The following is a 20965-nucleotide window of genomic DNA, read 5'->3' as shown; positions in this document are numbered from 1 at the left end:
CAATCGGTAGCAATACCCTATACGTTATTGGCATTTAAACAAGATCCTGATGAAATCGCAAGCTGCTCCTGAGTGCCAACGATGTACTTTTCGTGAACATTCGCTGTTCAAAAATTGTCAGCATGACGAATTGCTGGAGATGAATGAGAATAAGTGCTTTCACACCTATAAGAAAGGACAGGTCATTTTTCACGAAGGCAATCGCCCGTTCGGTCTGTTTTGTGTATTCGACGGAAAAGTAAAAATCAGCCGACTCAACTCGGATGGTAAGGAGCAGATCATTCGTCTGGCCAAGTCGGGCGATACGTTAGGCTACCGTTCATTGATCGAAAACACCAAGTACACGGCCTCAGCGGTAGCTCTGGACGATACGCAGGCCTGCTTTTTGCCCGCTACGGATTTTAATTCGCTGATCGATACGAACGTGAAAGTGGCTAATGATCTGATGAAAATGCTGGCGAAAGCCTTGGGGGAGTCGCAGGAACGGATGATCCACATGGCGATGAAGCCCGTACGCGAACGTCTGGCCGAAGCACTCTTACTACTCAAAGCGACGTATCATAAAACCGATCTGTCAGATCTGTTCAGTATTGCCATTTCCCGGGAGGATCTGGCGGCGATTGTGGGTACGGCCAAGGAAACAGTGATCCGCTTTTTGTCTGAATTTAAGGAGGAAGGCATCGTGAGTTCGCATGGTAGTACCATTACGATTTTAAAGCCCGATCGTCTGTTGAAAATCAGTCAGTTGTACGATTAGAAGTGCGAAAGCCACTAAATCACATCACTGAAACCACTGATTTTTATCATTTCAAACGAGGCTGATTTCCAGCAACTTCGCCTTACTATTGAGCTTAACTTCCCGGTTGGGAAAAGCCAGACGAAGAACCATGCTACTAGATACGGAGAAATTATTACTGGCTCGGGGTACGGAGTTGTACGCCCACAAAGGCGAATATCTGTACCGGAAAGAACAGCTTGCTGAGTTTGTTTTTTATCTCAAGGACGGATCGGTCGAAATTTTGCCCGAAAACGGGAAAGAAAACCATCGCCTCCAGAGCCGCTGCTTTTTAGGATTACACGAAGCTTTGCTGAACGTGGAGCATCAGGCTTCCGTAAAGGTGAATGACGAATCCATTTTGCTGGTGTTTGACAAACAGGAAATCGAGCACTTTATGGAGGAACATCGGATGGCCCGTCGCTACTTTATGATCAAGCTATGCGATCAGATGGACTTGCTACACAAGAGTTATGAATAAAATGCTTCACGAAAGATGGAGCGGCGTCCCCCACAATAAACATAGTTATAGTTAAATGTATCCTAAACGTTCAACCTTCATACCAAGCCTTTGATACCGCCTAAAAAACGTATCGGTTGATGAACGTGATAAACGGATACCCCCACAAAATAAAGCCCGCTTGTACCAGTGTACCAGCGGGCCCAGTAAAAGCCTAAGAAAGCAACGTATTAATCCCCACCTTACCAATCAATTTCCGGTAATCCCTTACTATGCAGGTAGGCATTGGTTTGGCTGAAATGTTTACAGCCAAACCAGCCTCCATAGTTGGCCGACATCGGCGAAGGGTGTTTCGCTTTCAGAATTAAATGTTTATCGGGCGAAATAACGGCTCCTTTTTTCTGAGCATAAGCTCCCCAAAGTAGAAATACCAGGTTTTCTTTTTCTTCGGACAAAATCCGGATGACTGAATCAGTGAAAGTTTCCCAGCCTTTGCCCTGGTGCGAACCTGCCTGTCCTTCGCGTACGGTGAGGGTCGAGTTGAGCAGTAATACGCCCTGATCGGCCCAGCGGGTGAGATCGCCGGACTTGGGTATGGGCTTTCCTAAATCGTCTTTGATTTCCTTGAAAATATTGACTAGCGAAGGCGGGGTCCGAATTCCCTCATTGACGGAAAACGCCATCCCATTCGCCTGATTAGGTCCGTGATAGGGGTCCTGACCCAGAATGACCACTTTAGTATCCTCGAACGAACAATGATTAAATGCATTAAACATCAGCTTGCCCGGTGGATAAACCCGTTGGGTGGCATACTCATTTTTGATAAAGGATACTAAGTCACCGAAATACGGTTTTTCGAATTCCGGTTGCAAATAAGGTTTCCACGATTCGGCAATCTGAACGTTCATACGGCAGTTAATTAGAGAAGTCGAAGCTAGGATATTCCACGCACGAGCAAGAATACCCCGGGATTAAAAAATATAAAAATCAATTCCAGGATTTGCCCCGTATCTTGCTAACGGTTAATTTCGATTTGATTAGCTTTTAGCAGTTTCGTCAAACAAGGACACGATTATGGTAACGGCCATCACGGAAGGCATCAAAGTTAGTGTGATTACGGAATTCATTTCCGATCATTCCAATGCTTCCCTGCAGCATTTTGTATTTACGTATCGGGTGCGTATCGAAAACCAGTCGGATCATACGATTCGGTTGCGTCGCCGCCATTGGTTCATTTATGACTCCAACGGCGTAACCCGCGAAGTAGAAGGGGAGGGCGTTATTGGCCAGCAACCTGTACTCGAACCCGGACAGGTACACGAGTACGTATCCGGTAGTAACCTGCAAACCACCATGGGTAAAATGGCAGGTAGCTACCTGATGGAACGCATGTACGATGGTCGTGAGTTTCTGGTTCAGATTCCGGAATTCTTGCTGATTGTGCCCTATAAGCTCAACTAATCTGTACGAATAGTTCGTTTTACGATTATATCCACTTTTAATTGAAGCTTTGAGCGAAGGAAAATCTGGATGCGATAAGCAAGAACCATTTTGATTGCTTCTTACCTTCGGTACCTGTTTACCGCCGGAAACGAACATGGATTACATTCTCCGTTCGTTTTCGATTTATATACTCAAGTCATTCGTTCCCGGCAAAAGCAGCCGGTCTTTGCAGAGATTGAACGCATTCGTGCGGCCATGAAAGCTCGTACGGATGAAATTGAAATTGTAGATTACGGAGCCGGCTCCCGCCGTACTAATGCTCCAAGGCGTAAAATCTCCACCATTGCCAAGAATGCTCAGAAGACGCCTAAATTCTCTCAGTTACTGTATCGCCTTATTGCTCACTTTCAGCCGAAAGTCATTTTTGATCTAGGAACATCCTTGGGCATAACGACTTTATATGAGGCTAAAGCTGCCCCAAAAAGCAAAATTTACAGTTTCGAGGGTTGCCCGGAAACTGCCCGCGTAGCGGCTGGTAATCTACAGTCTGCACCGCAGGTAACTATCATAACGGGCAATCTGGATGAAACGTTAACGGCTCAAGTCGAGCAAGTTTCCCAAATTGATTTTGCTTTTTTCGACGCTAATCATCGGTACGAGCCCACCGTTCGATACTTTGAAACCTGCCTGCGTAAGGCTCATGCCGATAGCGTTTTTGTCTTCGACGATATTCACTGGTCCAAGGAAATGGAAAAAGCCTGGACCGAAATCCAGGCTCATCCAAGTGTCACCGTTACGATCGACTTATTTTTTGTGGGCTTGGTGTTCTTTCGAAAAAAGCAGCCAACCCAGCATTTTGTCCTTCGTTTCTAAGGGGTGACAAGGATTCATTAGTTGTTCGTACGGGGAAATCCGAACGTCACCCCTACGTTAACTGCCCACAGTTTGCTGGCGTTTTCCCAACGAATGTTGTTTACGTTACCTGCATTCGTACTGCCATCTTTGTTGCCAAAAATGAAGTTGTAGCTACCTTCAGCAAACAGACCTACGCCACCCAGAGCAAAAGCCAAACCCACTTTAGGAGCGGCTCCAAATCGCGTATCCGTAGATTTGTAAATTTCAGCACCTGCCAGATTTACTTTCGTCGTACGCAGATACACCCCGGCCTCAGCTCCAATGTAAGGACGAACAACGCCACTCGCCAGAAAGATGTCTAAGGTACCCGTCAATGGAACCAACGAGCCTTTGTTTTCCAAGTTATCTCCGGCAGACCGATTATAGTCATAAGCGATAGCGATGTATTTAGCGGCTGCACCTACTGCAACGTTAGGGCCTAAGAATACTTTCAAGCCAGCACCCACACCTGGTTTAACTTGAGCATTGTCTAAATTGGGGGCTGCGGCCGTACCGTGTAACGTGAAACCTACTTGAGCGAATGAATTAAAGCTGAAGGAAGCCAGTACGGCTACCAGAGCCAAACTTGCATATAAACGAATTGCTTTCATGGAGATAATGTTGTTTAGGTAATTAATCCGGCTAGTACTACTAAAAAAAAGTGCCAAGCCCTCTAGTAGGCTTAGTAGCTTTTGACAAGTCGGGTAGGAAAATCTACACTTTGGGGTATTAGTAACAAATGAAGCATTTGTGGGGCAATGAGTAACCTCAAAATTCTGACGATAGAGTATAAAAAAAGTGGTCGGCGAAAATTCACCGACCACTCCGCTCACCTGTCAAACCAATCACTCGATTTAAAAAGGAAGCCCTATTTATCTTACCCACCACACACCCAGAGCTTCCGATACTTTACCAGCGATTCGGGTATCCCTGTCCATCGCGTCTTTCCCAAGTAATAGCCCGGTCAATCCGATCTTGTAAGTCACTCATGAGGGCTCGTTCGCGGGGGGAAGTATAACCATTCGAGCGAGCTGCGTAAATGGCCCGATCGGTTTGCGATTGTAAACGTTTTAGATCACGTACTTCCCGACGGGTCAACTGACCTGATCGGATACCCTGTTCGATTCTTCTATTCTGTTGTTGTTGCCGAAATTCAGGATTAAAGCGGCCTCGGTTGTTATAGCGGCGATCCTCGTACCGATCACGATCCCGACGATCATACCGGTCATCGTAACGTCCGTAGGGCTGGGCCTGCGTGCAGGCAGCAGTACCAATCATCAGCGTAGCGGCGACAAAAAGGGCTTTGGAGAAAAAGGATGTTTTCATGGCGTTTTTTCGTTTTTGTTCAAATTCAAGACTAAGAACAAATACCTCAACGCACGTTTAAAGCCTTAACTTTCTTTAACAGGGGAGTGTACAGTTTTCGGTTTGCTATTTACAGTTTTTAAAAACCTTTAAGCTTGTATAGTATTGAAAATCAATGTTTTAATATTTTGTAAATAATATTCATTGACTAATTAAGCGAGAAGCAAGCAATTTTTAAACATGAAAAAAGCCTCTGCAACGATTCGTCACAGAGGCTTTTTTATTTCAAGTTGTCAAGTTAAAACTGAAAACAGTACACTAGAAACGGACAACTAAACTTATCCTTTCGCCACTTCCACATTCACCCGCTTGCCTTTGATGGTGTTGCCATCCAGAGCACTCAGGATCGTTTGTTGGTGTTCTTTAGGAACGTCCACGAAAGAGTAGCTATCGAACAAGTCGATCTGGCCAATGACTTTACCGGGCAGACCGGTTTCGCCCGTAATGGCTCCTACAATGTGGCTAGGCGTAATTTTGAAATTCTTACCAATGTTAATGAACAGACGAACCATTCCGGCATCAGCACCACGGCGGAAGGGTTTGCCTTCACGATCCACGCGGTCACGGGTATTTCCGTTACGTTCGCCGAAGCTTCCTTTGCGATCACCGAAACGCTCGTTACCACGACGATCACCGAAGCGACCATTACGGTCTCCACCGCGGGCATCACGACCTTCGAATTTGTTACGGGGTTGTTCTTCCAGGTTATCCTCGGTCGTTTTCACACCACCCAGGTTTAGCTGAGCTAAGGCAGAAACGATGGCAGTAGGCTCATATCCAGCTTCTTCCAGCGTGCTCAGTACATCGGCGTAAAATTCAGACGTACCTTCTTCGATGGTTTGCTGTACGCGTTCGATGAAGCGAGTTTTCTTAATCGCGAATACATCTTCAAACGTGGGAAGCTTACCCCGCGTAATTTCTACTTTCGTATAGTTCTGGATATCACGAATACGGTATTTTTCCGCTCCAGCAGCCAGTGTAAAGGCTTTACCTGACTTGCCAGCCCGACCCGTACGACCAATCCGGTGTACGTAGTATTCCGAATCCATCGGTACGTCGTAGTTGAAAACAGCTTCTACGTCGTCTACGTCGATACCACGGGCAGCTACGTCCGTAGCAACCAGAATTTGCGTAGTACCGCCGCGGAATTTGCTCATTACCTGCGTACGAGCAGCCTGACGCATATCGCCGTGCAGACCTTCCGCTGCGTAACCACGCATCTGGAATTGCTCAACGATTTCATCGACCCGAGCTTTCTGATTACTAAACACCAGCATCAATTTGATTTGGTGGAAGTCGATCAGGCGGCACATGGCTTCAAACTTCGCATCGGGACGCACGGCGTACCAGCTTTGTTCGATATTGGCGTTCGTAACTTCGTTTTTCGTAACTTTTACCAACTGTGGGTTTTTCTGATACCGTTTGGTCAGATCCATAATTGGTTTCGGCATCGTAGCCGAGAAGAAGACGGTTTGACGATCTTCGGGGCAATCGGCCAGTACACTTTCAATGTCTTCCCGGAAGCCCATATCCAGCATTTCATCGGCTTCATCCAGTACCATGTATTTCACCTGATCCAGACGCAGGGAACCACGTTCGATGTGGTCCATTACCCGACCCGGCGTACCTACAACGATCTGGCAGCCTTTGCGTAAATCACGGTTCTGACGCTCGTAGCTGTCACCACCGTAAATCGCAGTAATCCAAACGCCTCTTTTGAATTTTGCCAGCCGGCGAAGTTCTTCTGAAACCTGTACGGCCAACTCACGCGTTGGGCACAGAATCAACGATTGAACGACTTTCTCGTTCGGATCAATACTATCAATAAGGGGGATGCCAAAAGCCGCAGTTTTACCGGTACCGGTTTGAGCTTGACCAATCACGTCACGACCTGCCAACAGGTGAGGAATAGATTCGGCTTGAATAGGCGAGGGTGCCACGAAACCCATTTCCGTGACGGCTTGCATCACCTCGTCAGAAAGACCGAGGTCAGCAAATAAAATTTGATTCTCCATGAATTAATGATACCACAAGAGTTCCTTGTGCTTCGGTCATCCACAGGCAGGGCCTGTTTCCGAAGACCTCACAAACAGAAGTTTGCGGTACAGTCGGTTTTAAATGATGTAAAATAAACCACAACGATGCCTACACATCCGTCGGGCTTCTGATGACCAAAGTGTGAGCTACAAAGGAGGGTTCGGCACGCGAACCAAATCAGAGCAAGGCAGACGGGAGGCCTTTTCAGCAAGCAGATGTTTCCCTGCCGCTAGAAATACAATGCAAAATACGATGAAAGAGTTCAGGTCTGCAAGTAAATTGTACTATGTAGGGGAAATATTCAGCATAATCAAAGAAATATACTATTCACTTTACTTTTTCCATGATTTAGATCAAAATCTAGGCTTCCTCCCAAAGGATTCTAAAGCCCTTGCAACACTTAGCAATGAAATACTAGCGGGAACGTGTGGGTAATTAGCTGATTCGGCTACAAATTTGTGGCAAAATCGCGTGCATGAAAAAAGCCTTATTTATTGATCGGGACGGGACGTTGATCGTAGAACCCCAAACCGATTTTCAGATTGATTCCCTCGAAAAACTGGAATTTCTGCCCAAAGCCATCTCCGCATTACGTAAAATAGCCGAAGAAACCGATTACGAACTGGTGATGGTAACCAATCAGGACGGTTTAGGTACGGATTCCTTTCCCGAAGATACGTTCTGGCCTACCCAGAATAAAATGCTGCAAACGCTCGAGAACGAAGGTATCGTCTTTTCCGCCGTTCACATTGACCGTTCGTTTCCGGAACAAAACCTGCCAACGCGTAAGCCGGGTACCGCACTGCTTACGCAATACCTGGACGGGAGTTACGATCTGGCCAACAGTTTTGTGATTGGCGACCGGCTCACGGACGTACGGCTGGCGAAAAATCTGAACGCGAAAGCCATCTTGGTGGAACCCGGTAACAAAGAATCGGAACGCGGCCTGCTTACGCCGGAACTGGAGCCCTACGTAGCTCTGCTTACGCCCGACTGGGATGAAATTTACCGCAAAGTACGGCTGGCTGACCGCATTGGACAGGTACAGCGGGATACGAAGGAAACCCAGATTTTTGTTGAACTCAATCTGGATGGTACGGGTAAGGCCAACATTCAGACGGGCCTGGGTTTTTTTGATCACATGCTCGATCAGCTGGCCAAACACGGTGGGCTGGATCTGACCATCAAAGTCAACGGTGATCTGCACATTGACGAACACCATACCATCGAAGATACGGCTCTGGCCCTGGGCGAAGCGTTCCGCAAAGCCTTGGGTGATAAACGGGGCATTGCCCGTTATGGTTTCCTATTACCGATGGACGAAGCCCTGGCTCAGGTAGCGATCGATTTTTCGGGTCGGCCCTGGCTGGTATGGGATGCTAGCTTCAAACGGGAGAAAATTGGCGATATGCCTACGGAACTCTTCCATCACTTTTTCAAATCTTTTACCGATACTTCACTTACTAATCTGAATATCAAGGTAGAAGGTGAGAACGAACATCATAAAATCGAAGCGATTTTCAAGGCTTGGGCCAAAGCCATTAAGATGGCCGTACGGCGGGAAATCCGGGAGCTGAATAATCTGCCCAGTACAAAAGGCGTCCTGTAAACTTTAGAGTTTAAGCTTTGTGGCTTACTTTTGTGATCATTGCTTTCGAAACACTAGATAACACATACGCATATGTTACTGAATATTCCTCTGCCCACTTTTGTACCCATCGCGTTTTTTGTATTGCTGATGGCCACGTCTTTCTACATTGGAGCATACCTGGAGAAGCGGGAACCTCGCAAATAGGAATACCAAATTTTAGGAAAAGAGCGGCCCGTAAAGCCGCTCTTTTCCGTATAATCCTAACTTGCTACTCAACATACGATGTATACGTTATACGCCATTCCCAATTGTGATACCGTGAAAAAGGCCCGCGTATGGCTGGCCGATCATGCCATTGCGTATCAGTTCCACGATTACAAGAAACAGGGCATTACGCGGGAAACGATTGAACGCTGGCTCACGCAAAAGTCCTGGGAAGAACTGGTCAATAAAGCTGGAACCACGTGGAAACAACTCGCCGAAAAGCCAGCCGATGAGGAATCGGCGATTGCTCTGATGCTGGAAAAACCATCCGTAATTCGTCGCCCCTTGATTGAAGCCGAAGGAAAAATCGTTGCTTTAGGTTTTAAGCCGGACGTTTACGAAACGACCTTCCCGTAAGGTTACCATTCCATCCGGGGCAGCGGAGAGACGGTCTGCGGGCAGAACTCGCCCCGTAATGCCTTGTAGTGCCCCGCCATACCGATCATGGCCGCATTATCGGTGCAGTACTCAAAGTTAGGAATGTACACGTTCCAGCCGAGTTTCTCTCCCGTTTGCTGTAATTCCTTGCGTAAACCCGAGTTCGCCGAAACGCCTCCGGCAATGGCAATTTCCTTGATGCCGGTTTCGCGGGCGGCCCGTTTCAATTTAGTCAGCAAAATTCGGATGAGCGTAGCTTGTACGGAGGCACAAATGTCGGCTAGGTTTTCTTCGATGAAGTTCGGGTTTTGTGCCGTTTCCTTCCTGAGAAAATACAGGATGGCCGTTTTAATACCCGAGAAGGAATAATTTAGGCCAGGCGTATCTACGTCGGGTAAAGCAAAGCGGTCAGGATTACCCGTTTGAGCGTATTTGTCAATCAAAGGGCCGCCGGGGTAGGGCAGATTCAGCAGTTTGGCCGTTTTGTCGAAGGCTTCGCCGACGGCATCATCCTGAGTTTCGCCGATGACTTCCATGTCCAGGTAGTCCCGAACCAGTACAATCTGCGTATGTCCACCCGATACGGTTAGACACAAAAAGGGAAATGAAGGATGCGGGTCCTGCAGGAAATGAGCCAGTACGTGGGCCTGCATGTGATGCACGTCGACCAGCGGAATGTTCAGACCCAGAGCCAGGGATTTGGCAAAGGAGGTACCTACTAATAGTGCTCCCAGTAGTCCCGGACCACGGGTAAACGCAATGACGTTCAGGTCATTTTTTGTAACTTCGGCCCGCGTTAGGGCTTCGGCGACGACTGAGACAATATGTTGCTGGTGAGCCCGTGAAGCCAACTCCGGTACTACACCGCCGTATTGCTGATGAATTAATTGCGTAGCAACGACGTTCGAACGAATCTGACCATCAATCAGTACGGCAGCTGAACTTTCATCGCAGGAAGATTCAATGGCGAGTAAGACCATAGCTAGCGAAACAACCCAAATGAGCGGGCTGGTTTGTAATTTTAAATGAGTATTTAGTCAACAAAAGTACAGGAGAAACGTTCAAATGACAGGTTTTGTCACGTGATCCCTGAATAACCATAGTTTTTTGTACCGTTTTCTCATGATGCGATCGCTCCTCCGTTTCACCCTTCGAACCCTGCTAACCCTGGCGTTGGTAGCTTTCATCGGGTTAGCGATAGCGGTTCGGTTTTCCTGGGTGACGTTTACGCAAGCCCAGCAGGAACGTCTGGAAGAAAACCTACTCCTGTTTGGCTTACCCTTAGTGGTCATTGGGGTACTCGTACTGATTTTCTTTCCTCGAATACGCGACTGGGTTTTGTTTCATATCGCCCGGGAATCCCCGATTATCGTTCGTAACGCGACCATTTTAATCACCTTGATGTTTGGGTTTACGATTAGCCTGATGGCGTTTTTACGCATTCCGGTTGTTCAAACCAAGCTGACGCGGTACGTTACGAATTGGTTTTACGAGCAAACGCACTATCCGGTTCGGATTGGCCGCGTGAATTATCGTTTTCCCGATAATCTTATCCTCGAAAAGGTTTCTATCCCGGATACGCTTCGTAAACCCATGATTGAGGTCAAGCGTCTGGAAGTGAATCTGGCCTTATTCAAACTCATTGATTCGGCCAGTACCAACATCCACCTCGATCAGGTCAAGCTGGTGGGTCCGGATATACGACTGGTCGTACAGCCTAATGGGGATTTGAATATCGACGGGTTTATTAATGCCATCGATCGGCTTACCGCTCCTAAAACACCCCGAAAAGGCCCTCCGAAAGTGATTCCCTTCACCATTGGCGAGGGCTTGGTGGAAGCGGGAGAATTTCACTACGACGATCCTCGCAAAGAGCCTTTCAAACGAAAAGGCACTTTCGATTACAACCACTTTGTCATTCATGAGCTAAACGGTAACGTTAAAAACTTTCTGGTTTTTGCCGATACCATTGCTGCCGACATTACGCAGTTACGGGGGATTGATCGCGTCGCTCAGTTGCGGATTCATAAGTTCGATACGAAGTTCTTTTTCTCCGCTCAACAGATGCGGTTTGAAAATCTGCTCGTACACGTCAATCGTTCGACGTTGCGTAAACATATCGAATTCCGGTACAATCGAAGCCGGGATTTAGGCGACTTTAATGAGAAGGTACGCATCATTGCCGATCTCAATCAAAGCGTCGTTTATGCCAATGACCTGGCCCGCTTTGCCTCCTCCTTGTACCAGTTTAACGACCGCTGGCAGGCGTCGGGACACTTCGATGGAACCGTTCGAGATTTTGTTTTCAACGCTACCGACCTGCGTTACGGCAAGCAAAGCCGGGCGGCGGGTACGTTTGCTTTTAAAGGCTTACCCGACTTTGAGACGTCGGATATGGATTTTCGCCTGAGTCAGTTTGTAACGAACGCTCAGGATTTGGCCCAGTATACGGGAAAAACCGCCGAAGAAACCATTAGAGAGTTTGGTACGCTGGATTATCAGGGGCTTTTTGCGGGTCGCTATAATGATTTTCGGGCGAAGGGAACGCTAAAAACCGGACTCGGTACGATCGTACCTGATCTGAGTATGAAGATTGCCGACGTGATCGAAAATTCAACGTACAAAGGAAATATCGAACTCGCTGATTTTGCCTTGGGAGATCTGATCAAAGATCCCAATCTGCTGCAATCAATTGATTTGAAGGGCCAGATTGAAGGAGCCGGGTTCGATAAAGAAACGGCCACGGTCAAGCTCAATACGGACGTGAAACAGTTCGGATTCCAGGGCTATAACTACCGAAATATCCGCGTGGACGGAGCCTTGCAACTTGGCTTGTTTGAGGGGAAAGTAGCCATGAAGGATACTAATCTGGTATTCGATCTGGAAGGGAAAGCCGACCTTCGGCAGAAACGTAATTACTTCGATATTGACGGCACCATCAGCCGGGCCATGTTGCATCCGCTGGGCGTATCCGAAGAAGACATGCGGTTGCAGTCAGAAGTACACGTTGTCTGGACCGGGCTTGAGCTGGATCAGATGTACGGCGTTGCCCGCCTGAAAAATACGTATCTGACCCGGATGCTCGAAGAAGGCGATCGTAACCTGCTCATTGATACGCTGTATCTCTTCGTACCCAAGCCCGTAAGCAGTCGGTATATCTCCCTGCAAACGGATATTCTGAATGCCACCGTTGAGGGCCCCTTTGCCTTGTCACAAGCCCTGAAAGACTTACCCAATCTAGTCGAGGAGTACAAAATTTATTTCACTGAATTGGACTCCACCCGGCAGGACTATTACCGTCGCAAGGCCAAAAAGTCGTCCATCATCGACCGCTATAGTCTGGATTACTCCGTTGACTTTAAAGACGCTCGGCCGCTGATGGCTTTTCTGTACCCCGGCGGCTATCTTTCGCCGAATACGCGGGTAGAAGGAGCCTTTACGATGGGAGCGACGTCGGTATTCTCATTCAATGCCAAAGTTGATACCTTACTCGTGGAGCGATATAAGTTCTATCATTCGGAAATAGATCTCAATACGTCCAAATACGCCACTCAGAACGACGTACTGGCTTCGGCGGTCATTACGTCCCAACAGCAGCAAATCTACTCGGCGGCCCCAACGGAAGATTTACAGGTCGAAGCTTCCTGGGAAAAGGATCATATTGCCTTCACCAGCCGCCTTCGGCAACAGCAAAGTACCAACCGGCTCAACCTGAATGGGGATATTTTTTTCCGGCCGGAAGGGACCGATCTTCACTTTCGCCGTTCCCGGGTCCGGATTCTGGATCAGGATTGGAACGTGAATACGGAGAACCGGATCCGGCTCACGGGTTCGAACATTGAGGTCAGTGATCTGACCTTCCGCAATGTGGAGCAGTCGATTGCCATCAACGGCATGGTTTCCAAGGATCCCTTGCAAATCCTGTCCCTCAAGGCTCAGGACTTTAACCTGGCTACGCTCCAACCGATTTTACAGGTAAACGTCAAAGGGACGCTCAATGGCGAACTGTCCATGCGGGATGCCTACGAAAACATTAATCTGGATGGTAACCTGAATGTGGATGAGCTCGTGTATAAAGGTTTTCTCATTGGTAACGTAACGGCTTCGTCGCAGTGGGACCGTACCAATCAGCGGGTGAACATCAACATGGGCGTTGATCGGATGAACAACCCGATTCTGAACGTAAAAGGAACGTACGCTCCCGAACAGGATGAAAATTCGCTAGACCTCGTTGCCACGTTGAACCGAACCGACTTACAGATTTTTGAACCGTTTACGGAAGACCTTTTCTCAGAAATTAAAGGGCAGGCCAGTGGTAAATTGCTGATTCGGGGTACGCCCCGCGATCCGAAACTCGGGGGGCTGGTGGACGTGAAACGCGGGCAACTTCGCTTCGATTATCTGGGCGTACGGCTGGCTTTTTCCGATACCATTCGTTTCCGGGGGGGCGAAATTCAGGCTCAGATGGGCGTAAGCGATGAAGAAGGCAATACGGGTAAGATCCGGCTGGGCATGTATTCGGGGGGTAACGGTAGTTATGCCCTGGATTTAAAAGCTAGCCTGAAAAACTTCAAGGTACTCAATACGACCAGCAAGGATAATAAACTCTTCTACGGGAAAGCCTACGTGACGGGCGATGTGAGCGTGGAAAGTGTGGGTTCACTGGATAATTTGATTGTTAAGTCTAACGCAACCACCCGACCCGGTACTGAAATTACGATTCCGATTGATAATGCTTCGGAGGTGAGCAATACGGATTACATTCAGTTTGTGAATCTGGCCATCAAGAAAAAAGTCGAAGAGGATCTGAGCCTGAAGCGTCGGATGCGTTCGGGTATTCGAATGGACTTTAATTTCAACATCACGCCCGATGCCAAATGTATTCTGCTGCTCGACCGTAGAACGGGTGACCGGCTGGAGGCGTACGGACACAGTAACCTGAATCTGGAAGTAGATACGAAAGGCGAATTCGCCATGCGGGGGACGTATGAGCTGGAAAAAGGGAAGTATTATTACAAATACGAAGCACTGGTTTCCAAGGAATTTGCCATTCAACCCAACAGTCGCATTAGCTGGTACGGCGATCCCTATGAAGCCTACGTGGACGTGAAAGCTTCGTATACGAAACTCACCTCGCTGACGCCGATTATGAATCTCACCAACGATCAAACCTCTTCGGCTCAGGCCCGGCGGGCGTATCCGGTGGAGGTGACGATTAGTTTGAAAGATCGGCTGATGAAGCCAAACGTTGGCTTTGGGTTAAAAATCAAAGAATACCCACTGGAACCGCAATTCTCCGGCTCAGTACAGGCTTTTGAAGCCCGCATCGCTAACGATGAGCAGGAGCTGAACAATCAAGTCAGTAGTATCCTGTTTTCGGGACGATTGATCCCGCAGAACTCACAGGCTTTCCGCGACATCAACGTACTGAATTTGCTGGCTGAAACGGGTACCAGCGTACTGAGTGACATCCTTTCTAAAGTAGCCAATGGCGTGGAAGTGGATATCAATACGGTGAACGTGATTGGCTCGAATCAAAATCTGGCCGATCAGCTTCGGGCTCGCGTATCGTATAATTTTGGGAATGGATTGACGATTAGTCGGGACGGGGGCTTTTCATCGGTGTACAGTACACAAAATGCGAACCTCATTGGCGACTGGGCCGCCGAATGGACCGTAACACCCGATGCCCGCTGGCGACTGAAAGCCTTTAGCCGTTTCCCGCAAAACACATTCCTGCAAAGTACCATCAACCAGAATACGCCGACGGTAGGAGGTAGTGTACTGTATACGAAAAGCTTCAACTATTTCTTCCCGAAGAAAAAAGTAACACCGTCCGCTGTGACTCCAACGGATACGACCCGACCCGATACGACTAGGCAACCCGCCCGCACGACGGAAGCCTATAAGCCCTGAAAACAAAAGCGGCCCGAATCAAAGTTCGGGCCGCTTTTGTTTGAAATCGTAAGGTACTTACAAGGCCAGGGCGGCGAGTAAGGTCTGGCATTTCATTTCGGTTTCGTGCCATTCCTGTTCCGGAATGGAGTTTTCCGTGATACCAGCTCCGGCGTACAAAACGGCCTGATCGCCTTCCATCTGCATGGTCCGTAGGTTGACGAACAAATGGGATTCGTTGTGAATATTAATCGGACCGAGGAAGCCACTGTAATAGCTTCGGTCGTAGTTTTCGTAATGTTCGATGAAGCGAAGGGCCGAGGATTTCGGCGTACCGCAAACCGCCGAAGTGGGGTGCAGCAGATCCAGCATGACCGTGCCCAGTTGCGGAAAATTAACGGCCTGCGTATCCACCTGAAAATCCGTACGCAGGTGCAGGAGATTACCGGCTTTGACCGTTTTCGGCCCACTTTCCTGGTATTCCCGCAATCGAATTTTCTTGAAACATTCGATGATATACCGGCTCACCAACGCATGCTCTTCAATCTCCTTGTCCGACCACCGGGCATGTTCTAGAGAAACGGGCTGTTGCTGAGCATCCGTTGCGGATTGCGTGCCCGCCAAAGACATCGTTCGAAAGATGCCCTGTTGATCCTGACTGACGAGTACTTCGGGCGTTGCTCCCAGCCAGACGCAACCCGATTCCGGTAGGGAAACGAGCGAAATAAAGGCATTGGGATAGGTTTCGCAAAGCCGATGAAACGCGGCGACGTGATCGAAACGAGCGGGTAATTCCACCCATTTACGCCGGGAAAGGACGACCTTCTGAAAAGCTCCGAGCTTCATTTCCGTAACGGCCTGCCGAACAGCTTGCTCGAATTTCTCCCGTTCCGAACCCGCGTTTGCGTCCAGCGGAATGGGGGTCAGATGGTATTCGGGGAAGTCATCGGAATCGTCGTCGGCATCGTCTTCAAACGCCTGAATACGCCAGAAATCCGCCGACGAAGTAATCTCTTCGGCAATCAGGGTCTCTTCGGCATCAAACGAAAAGTAAAGATCCGCCCGCAAAAAACGCGTCTGCTCGCCTTCTGGATTTAGAAAAGGACTGATGGCAAAACCAGCAGGCAATTCTTCCAGATCGGCTTTCAGTCGACGGTCTTCGCTCGATAAGTCAATAATCAGCTGTTTTTCTGAAGCTCGCGGTAATCGCCACAAGGCTGCCGGATAACCGCCACGCTCAGCCGTACGCCAAAGATTGGATAATGAGTGGGTACGAATTGAAATATTCTCAGTATGAACTGTTTCCATAACTCCATTTCACGATATAAGTATAACTATTCGCAGTGCGAAATGGTGCTGGGAACTCCTTAAAAAGTCATTAATTGATGGATGAATCTGCGTAAAGATTACGCTCAAGAAGAGTAACTTCCCGAAAGTCAGCACTTTCGGGAAGGAAATAAAATTTAGGACAGATGAACGGTCTGGCCCGTTTGCGTACTTTGAAAAGCCGCTTCAATGACTTTCAACTGCGTAACCATCTGCTCGGGTTTGACAAATAGTTCGGCATCATCCGTAATGGCGTCCGCTACGTTTTGGTAGAAAATGCCCCAGTCGCCGGGTAAGCTTTCCATTTTTCGGGAAATGCTCTGTCCGTCTACATCCGTATGCAGCAAGCCCCAGAGCGATTCGGGTTCTACGCCAAAATTAGGATGGCCGGGCATGATTTCACCCGCCTTCAACTGATCTTCCTGAATATCAATACCGGGTTTGAGAAAACTTCCCAAGTTGCCGTGTACGGTATAGCGGGGAGCGGGTTCGCGAACGAGCAGACTCGAACGTAAACGTACCCGTAACCGACCGTAGTTGAGGTGTAAATCAAACGCGTCATCAATCTGGGAGCCTTCCCGTTGCGTCCAGATGTTGGCCCATACCGATTGCGGACGACCGAACAGTACGAGAACCTGATCAAGAATATGCGAGCCCAGGTCATACAAGGTTCCACTACCAGCCGAAGCAGTTTCTTTCCAGGCTTTTGGATTCAAAACGGGTTTGTACCGGTCAAAGTGAGCTTCGTAGGTGTGTACCTCGCCTAGTTCGCCGGATTCCAGTACCTGTTGAACCGTACGGAAATCACTGTCCCAGCGACGGTTATGGTATACGCTGAGGACCCGGTTTTGCTGCTGAGCCAGCTCAATGAGTTCTTCAGCTTCTTCGACAGTAGGCGTGAAGGGCTTTTCTACGACGACGTGTTTGCCCGCCTGCAACGCTTTTCGGGTATAATCCGCGTGGGTATCGTTGGGCGTATTGATGATGATTAGATCGATTTCCGGGTTTTCCAGCAGGGCTTCAAACGTGCGTACCGTCTGCAAAAAAGGATAGGTATCCGCCGCTCGATTTTTGGAACGTTCGAAGACGTGCGTGAGTTGAAAGGCGGGATTAGCCAGAATGAATGGGGCGTGGAGGTAATGAGCAGAATCTCCGAAACCGGCAAGAGCAGTACGAATCATGGCAGTAAGTGGTCAGTTTTCGATCTACAGTGTTCAGCTAGTAAAAGCATACCCCCGGGCTTGTGGAAAAGGAGCCACTGATTTTCAAAGAATAACTGTAAACCGAAAACAATAAACTGAAAACTAATCTATTATTTTTGTACAATGAATGAGCGTTACGCGGAACATAAGCGGTATTTAAATCGGCTCAAGGCCCGTAAACCTAAAAAATTAGACGAAGCTTTTGAGCAATTGCACGAAGAAGTTTTTGAGGAGGTCGATTGTCTGGCCTGTGCCAATTGCTGCAAGACGACCAGTCCCATTTTTACGGATACGGATATTGAACGCATCGCCAAACACCTGCGGATCCGCCCATCGGATTTGATTGCCCGGTATTTACACCTGGACGAAGATCGGCATTACGTACTCAATAGTTCGCCCTGTACCTTTTTAGGCAGCGATAACTACTGTTCGATTTACGAAGTACGCCCCAAAGCCTGTCGGGAGTATCCCCATACCGACCGACGGCGAATGGTTCAGATTCTGGATCTGACGTTAGCAAATACGACGATTTGTCCGGCCGTAGCCACCATCGTTGATCGTTTACAGCACCTAGTACCGGCCTGAGGCCCTTTTACCCATCATGCAGATTCAGGAATTTCATTGCCCTTCGCTTTCGGAACTTTCAGAAACGGCCCGTCAGGTGCTGGCGTATGGGAAGGAGCATAATGTGTGGCTGTTTGAGGGCGAGATGGGAGCGGGCAAAACTACCTTTATCAAAGCGTTGTGCGGGGTACTGGGCGTAAGCCAGACCGTACAGAGTCCGACCTTCGCCTTAGTGAATGAATATGCCACCCAAGCGGGTGAAACGGTGTACCACTTTGATTTCTATCGGATTAAGTCAGAAATTGAAGCTTTGGATTTGGGCGTAGAAGAGTATTTTGATTCAGGAGCGTACTGTTTTGTAGAATGGCCCTCGTTGATTCCGAACCTGTGGCCCCCCGATGCTTTATTGGTGTCCATTATCCCTAACCCCGACGATTCCCGAACGATTCGCGTGCAGAGCTAATACGCGGACGTTCCGTTTTTAAGGTATCCTTTTTTCCCCCATGCGTAATCCTTATGTTTCGCTGCTGCGTACCGCGTGGCAGTATGCCCGGCATGAAAGAGGCCGGTATGTAGGCGTCTACACGCTGTTTATTCTTTCCAATTTAGTCAATGCCAGTTTGCCCCTGATGCTGGGCTGGCTGGTTAATCAGCTTCAAAAAGACGGTGTGCATGCCCTGCGGTATTCCCTCTGGTACATCCTGGGGTATATCGGTCTGCGACTGGTTTTCTGGGCGTTTCACGGTCCAGCCCGCGTGGTGGAACGGGAACTGGCTTTTAACCTAAGCCGTAACTTTTTGCAGGAACGGTACCACCAGGCCCTGCATTTACCCGTCAAGTGGCATAAAGATCACCACTCGGGAGCCACCATCAACCGGATTCGGAAGGCCTACGAAGCCCTGCGTCTCTTTTTCCAGAATGGCTTTACGTACCTGCACGCCCTGATGAAGTTTGCCTTGTCACTGGGAGCCATGCTATACTTTTCTCCGCTATTTGGACTAATCGGCGTGGGTATCGGTATTGTGACTCTACGGATCATTTTTATGTTCGATAAGCCTTTCGTTCGGACGCTGAATGAAGTCAACGAAGGCGAGCATGAAGTGTCCGCTACGCTCTTCGACAGCCTTTCCAACATCCTTACCGTAATTACCTTACGGCTGGAAAATAGTATGGAAACCGGACTGATGCAGAAAGTTTCGAAGCTATTTCCGGCGTTTCGTAAGAACGTAGTTATCAACGAATGGAAATGGTTTACGGCTGAAATGATGATCAGTTTGATTTACGGCGTCATTACGCTGGGTTACATTTATCAGAACAGCGATCCCTCACAGGCCTTTTACGTTGGTGGACTGGTCACGCTGCTCGGCTACGTGAACCAGTTTACGAGCGTATTTCAGGACGTCGCCTGGCAGTATACGGACATCGTCCGCTACAATACCGACCTGCAAACGGCCAACGATATTGCCGACGCCTACGAAAACAATCACCGTCCGGAAGCCATTGAAACGATGTCTCCCGACTGGCAGGCGATTGAGCTAAAAAATATTCACTTCTCCCATCAGTCCGACGAACGCGTGACGGGCCTGAAAGGCCTGAATCTGCGAATTCAGCGGGGACAACGCATTGCCCTGATCGGAGAAAGTGGTAGTGGAAAAAGTACTTTGCTCGCCCTGTTACGGGGATTGTATCAGCCCAAGCCCGGCTGTGAAATGACCATCGATGGCCAGCTGTATCCGGATTTGGGAGCCTTGTACGACTCCGTAACGCTTTTCCCACAGGAGCCGGAAATTTTCGAAAATACGATCGCCTACAACATCACCCTGGGACTGCCTTTTGAGGAAGAAAAACTTCGGGAAGTCTGCGAGATTGCTCATTTCCACGAAATCGTGAAGCAACTGCCACAGGGATTCGACTCGCAGATTCAGGAAAAAGGAGTCAACCTGTCGGGTGGACAAAAACAGCGGCTGGCTCTGGCCCGGGGGATTCTGGCTGCTCAGCACAGTCACGTAGTATTGCTCGACGAACCGACGTCCAGCGTCGATCCAAAAACGGAAGCGTTGATTTACCAACGGATGTTCGAGGCCTTCCCCGACAAGGCGATCGTCTCCTCGTTGCACCGCCTGCACCTCTTACGCGACTTTGATTACGTCTACGTCATGGACCAGGGACAAATCATTGAAGAAGGTTCGTTCGAGTGGTTACGCTATAATGGTCCCCGCTTTATGGAACTGTGGTGGCACCAGGAAGAAAAAATGGAAAAAGTGGCGTAAGCCCCGTTTCATAACGAGTACGGACTTCCCGGGCGTAATGACTTCCGGGAAGTTTTTGTTTTTAATAATCGCCAGCCCTGGCCTTACCTTAAAACGCTCCGCCCTCCCGAGCTATCCGTAGCATTTGCTACGGATGTTCTAATTTGTAGGCTGTGCCTACCTTTGCCGCGAGCCCGAGTCCGACCAACCCTCACGTTCTTTTTCCGAGCTATCCGTAGGATTTGTTACGGATGTTCAAAATTTGTAGGCGATGTTTAGCCTAAGAAATTTGCTCTACTCCCGCATTCTCCTACGTTTAGTACCGGCAAACGTGTAGTTTTTAGAATTCTTCAGCTGCGAACCAATCGTCTCGGTTATCTTTGCGATTCTCTTATTTTATGAGTCTCCCCCAAGGGCTCCTCTACTTATCCGGCACGGCTGTAAAGTCGTTGATTAGCGTACGAAAGTTCTAAAGTTCGGCGGCACCTCCGTAGGAAGCATCAAAGCCATAGAGTCGGTTTT

General features: G+C 48.6%; 17 protein-coding genes. 10 read left to right on the top strand and 7 right to left on the bottom strand.

Annotated features, from left to right (window positions below):
* Positions 1-49 precede the first annotated feature (49 nt).
* Entirely contained in the window at positions 50-757 is a 708-nt protein-coding gene (locus ACOJTG_RS03185; RefSeq protein WP_420152482.1) for a Crp/Fnr family transcriptional regulator, read from the top strand.
* A 130-nt stretch (positions 758-887) separates the two neighbouring features.
* A complete protein-coding gene (locus ACOJTG_RS03180) occupies positions 888-1256 on the top strand; it encodes a cyclic nucleotide-binding domain-containing protein (RefSeq protein WP_420152481.1) in 369 nt (122 codons plus the stop codon).
* Positions 1257-1477: 221 nt separating this feature from the next.
* Here the strand turns inward: ACOJTG_RS03180 and ung are convergent, their stop codons facing one another.
* Complete coding sequence (gene ung / locus ACOJTG_RS03175; RefSeq protein WP_420152480.1) at positions 1478-2143, bottom strand: uracil-DNA glycosylase; 666 nt, start codon at positions 2141-2143, stop codon at positions 1478-1480.
* Positions 2144-2309: 166 nt separating this feature from the next.
* Between ung and apaG the strand changes: the two genes are divergently transcribed.
* Entirely contained in the window at positions 2310-2696 is a 387-nt protein-coding gene (gene apaG, locus ACOJTG_RS03170; RefSeq protein WP_094816650.1) for a Co2+/Mg2+ efflux protein ApaG, read from the top strand.
* Positions 2697-2786: 90 nt separating this feature from the next.
* Positions 2787-3551, top strand: coding sequence for an O-methyltransferase (locus tag ACOJTG_RS03165; protein ID WP_420152479.1), 765 nt, complete (start codon positions 2787-2789; stop codon positions 3549-3551).
* A gap of 17 nt (positions 3552-3568) precedes the next feature.
* Here the strand turns inward: ACOJTG_RS03165 and ACOJTG_RS03160 are convergent, their stop codons facing one another.
* From ACOJTG_RS03160 to ACOJTG_RS03150, 3 genes are all read right to left on the bottom strand, one after another.
* Positions 3569-4183, bottom strand: coding sequence for a hypothetical protein (locus ACOJTG_RS03160; protein WP_420152478.1), 615 nt, complete (start codon positions 4181-4183; stop codon positions 3569-3571).
* Positions 4184-4481: 298 nt separating this feature from the next.
* Positions 4482-4898: a hypothetical protein gene (locus ACOJTG_RS03155; protein WP_420152477.1), complete on the bottom strand. Its 417-nt coding sequence runs from the start codon at positions 4896-4898 to the stop codon at positions 4482-4484.
* Between the two features lie 317 nt (positions 4899-5215).
* Positions 5216-6952 carry a DEAD/DEAH box helicase gene (locus ACOJTG_RS03150; protein ID WP_420152476.1) on the bottom strand — a complete coding sequence of 579 codons (1737 nt, stop codon included), beginning with the start codon at positions 6950-6952 and terminating at the stop codon, positions 5216-5218.
* 497 nt (positions 6953-7449) lie between these two features.
* Here ACOJTG_RS03150 and hisB point away from each other — a divergent pair, with 497 nt between their 5' ends.
* On the top strand, positions 7450-8583 hold the full coding sequence (hisB, locus tag ACOJTG_RS03145) for a bifunctional histidinol-phosphatase/imidazoleglycerol-phosphate dehydratase HisB (protein ID WP_420152475.1): 1134 nt from the start codon (positions 7450-7452) through the stop codon (positions 8581-8583).
* A 264-nt stretch (positions 8584-8847) separates the two neighbouring features.
* Positions 8848-9186: an ArsC family reductase gene (locus ACOJTG_RS03140; protein ID WP_420152474.1), complete on the top strand. Its 339-nt coding sequence runs from the start codon at positions 8848-8850 to the stop codon at positions 9184-9186.
* A 2-nt stretch (positions 9187-9188) separates the two neighbouring features.
* Here ACOJTG_RS03140 and tsaD read toward each other — a convergent pair whose 3' ends face one another.
* Positions 9189-10187 carry a tRNA (adenosine(37)-N6)-threonylcarbamoyltransferase complex transferase subunit TsaD gene (tsaD, locus tag ACOJTG_RS03135; protein ID WP_420152473.1) on the bottom strand — a complete coding sequence of 333 codons (999 nt, stop codon included), beginning with the start codon at positions 10185-10187 and terminating at the stop codon, positions 9189-9191.
* Positions 10188-10329: 142 nt separating this feature from the next.
* Between tsaD and ACOJTG_RS03130 the strand changes: the two genes are divergently transcribed.
* Positions 10330-15123 carry a translocation/assembly module TamB domain-containing protein gene (locus tag ACOJTG_RS03130; protein ID WP_420152472.1) on the top strand — a complete coding sequence of 1598 codons (4794 nt, stop codon included), beginning with the start codon at positions 10330-10332 and terminating at the stop codon, positions 15121-15123.
* A 57-nt stretch (positions 15124-15180) separates the two neighbouring features.
* On the opposite strand, the gene ACOJTG_RS03125 is transcribed toward ACOJTG_RS03130, so the two are convergent.
* Both ACOJTG_RS03125 and ACOJTG_RS03120 read right to left on the bottom strand, forming a co-directional pair.
* A complete protein-coding gene (locus ACOJTG_RS03125) occupies positions 15181-16410 on the bottom strand; it encodes a chorismate-binding protein (RefSeq protein WP_420152471.1) in 1230 nt (409 codons plus the stop codon).
* 155 nt (positions 16411-16565) lie between these two features.
* Positions 16566-17609 carry a Gfo/Idh/MocA family oxidoreductase gene (locus ACOJTG_RS03120; RefSeq protein WP_420152470.1) on the bottom strand — a complete coding sequence of 348 codons (1044 nt, stop codon included), beginning with the start codon at positions 17607-17609 and terminating at the stop codon, positions 16566-16568.
* Between the two features lie 144 nt (positions 17610-17753).
* On the opposite strand from ACOJTG_RS03120, the gene ACOJTG_RS03115 reads away from it, so the two are divergent.
* From ACOJTG_RS03115 to ACOJTG_RS03105, 3 genes are read left to right on the top strand one after another with little or no spacing between them, the layout of a single operon-like run.
* Positions 17754-18215 carry a YkgJ family cysteine cluster protein gene (locus ACOJTG_RS03115; protein WP_420152469.1) on the top strand — a complete coding sequence of 154 codons (462 nt, stop codon included), beginning with the start codon at positions 17754-17756 and terminating at the stop codon, positions 18213-18215.
* Between the two features lie 16 nt (positions 18216-18231).
* A complete protein-coding gene (gene tsaE, locus ACOJTG_RS03110) occupies positions 18232-18657 on the top strand; it encodes a tRNA (adenosine(37)-N6)-threonylcarbamoyltransferase complex ATPase subunit type 1 TsaE (RefSeq protein ID WP_420152468.1) in 426 nt (141 codons plus the stop codon).
* Between the two features lie 40 nt (positions 18658-18697).
* The gene (locus ACOJTG_RS03105) at positions 18698-20464 is read left to right on the top strand and encodes an ABC transporter ATP-binding protein (RefSeq protein WP_420152467.1); all 1767 of its coding nucleotides are present in this window, start codon (positions 18698-18700) and stop codon (positions 20462-20464) included.
* Positions 20465-20965: the final 501 nt, after the last annotated feature.

The organism is Siphonobacter sp. (assembly GCF_048595215.1).
In the GTDB taxonomy this organism is placed as follows: domain Bacteria; phylum Bacteroidota; class Bacteroidia; order Cytophagales; family Spirosomataceae; genus Siphonobacter.
Note: the sequence above shows the minus strand (reverse complement) of the source record. Positions and strands in the feature narration are given on the sequence as shown.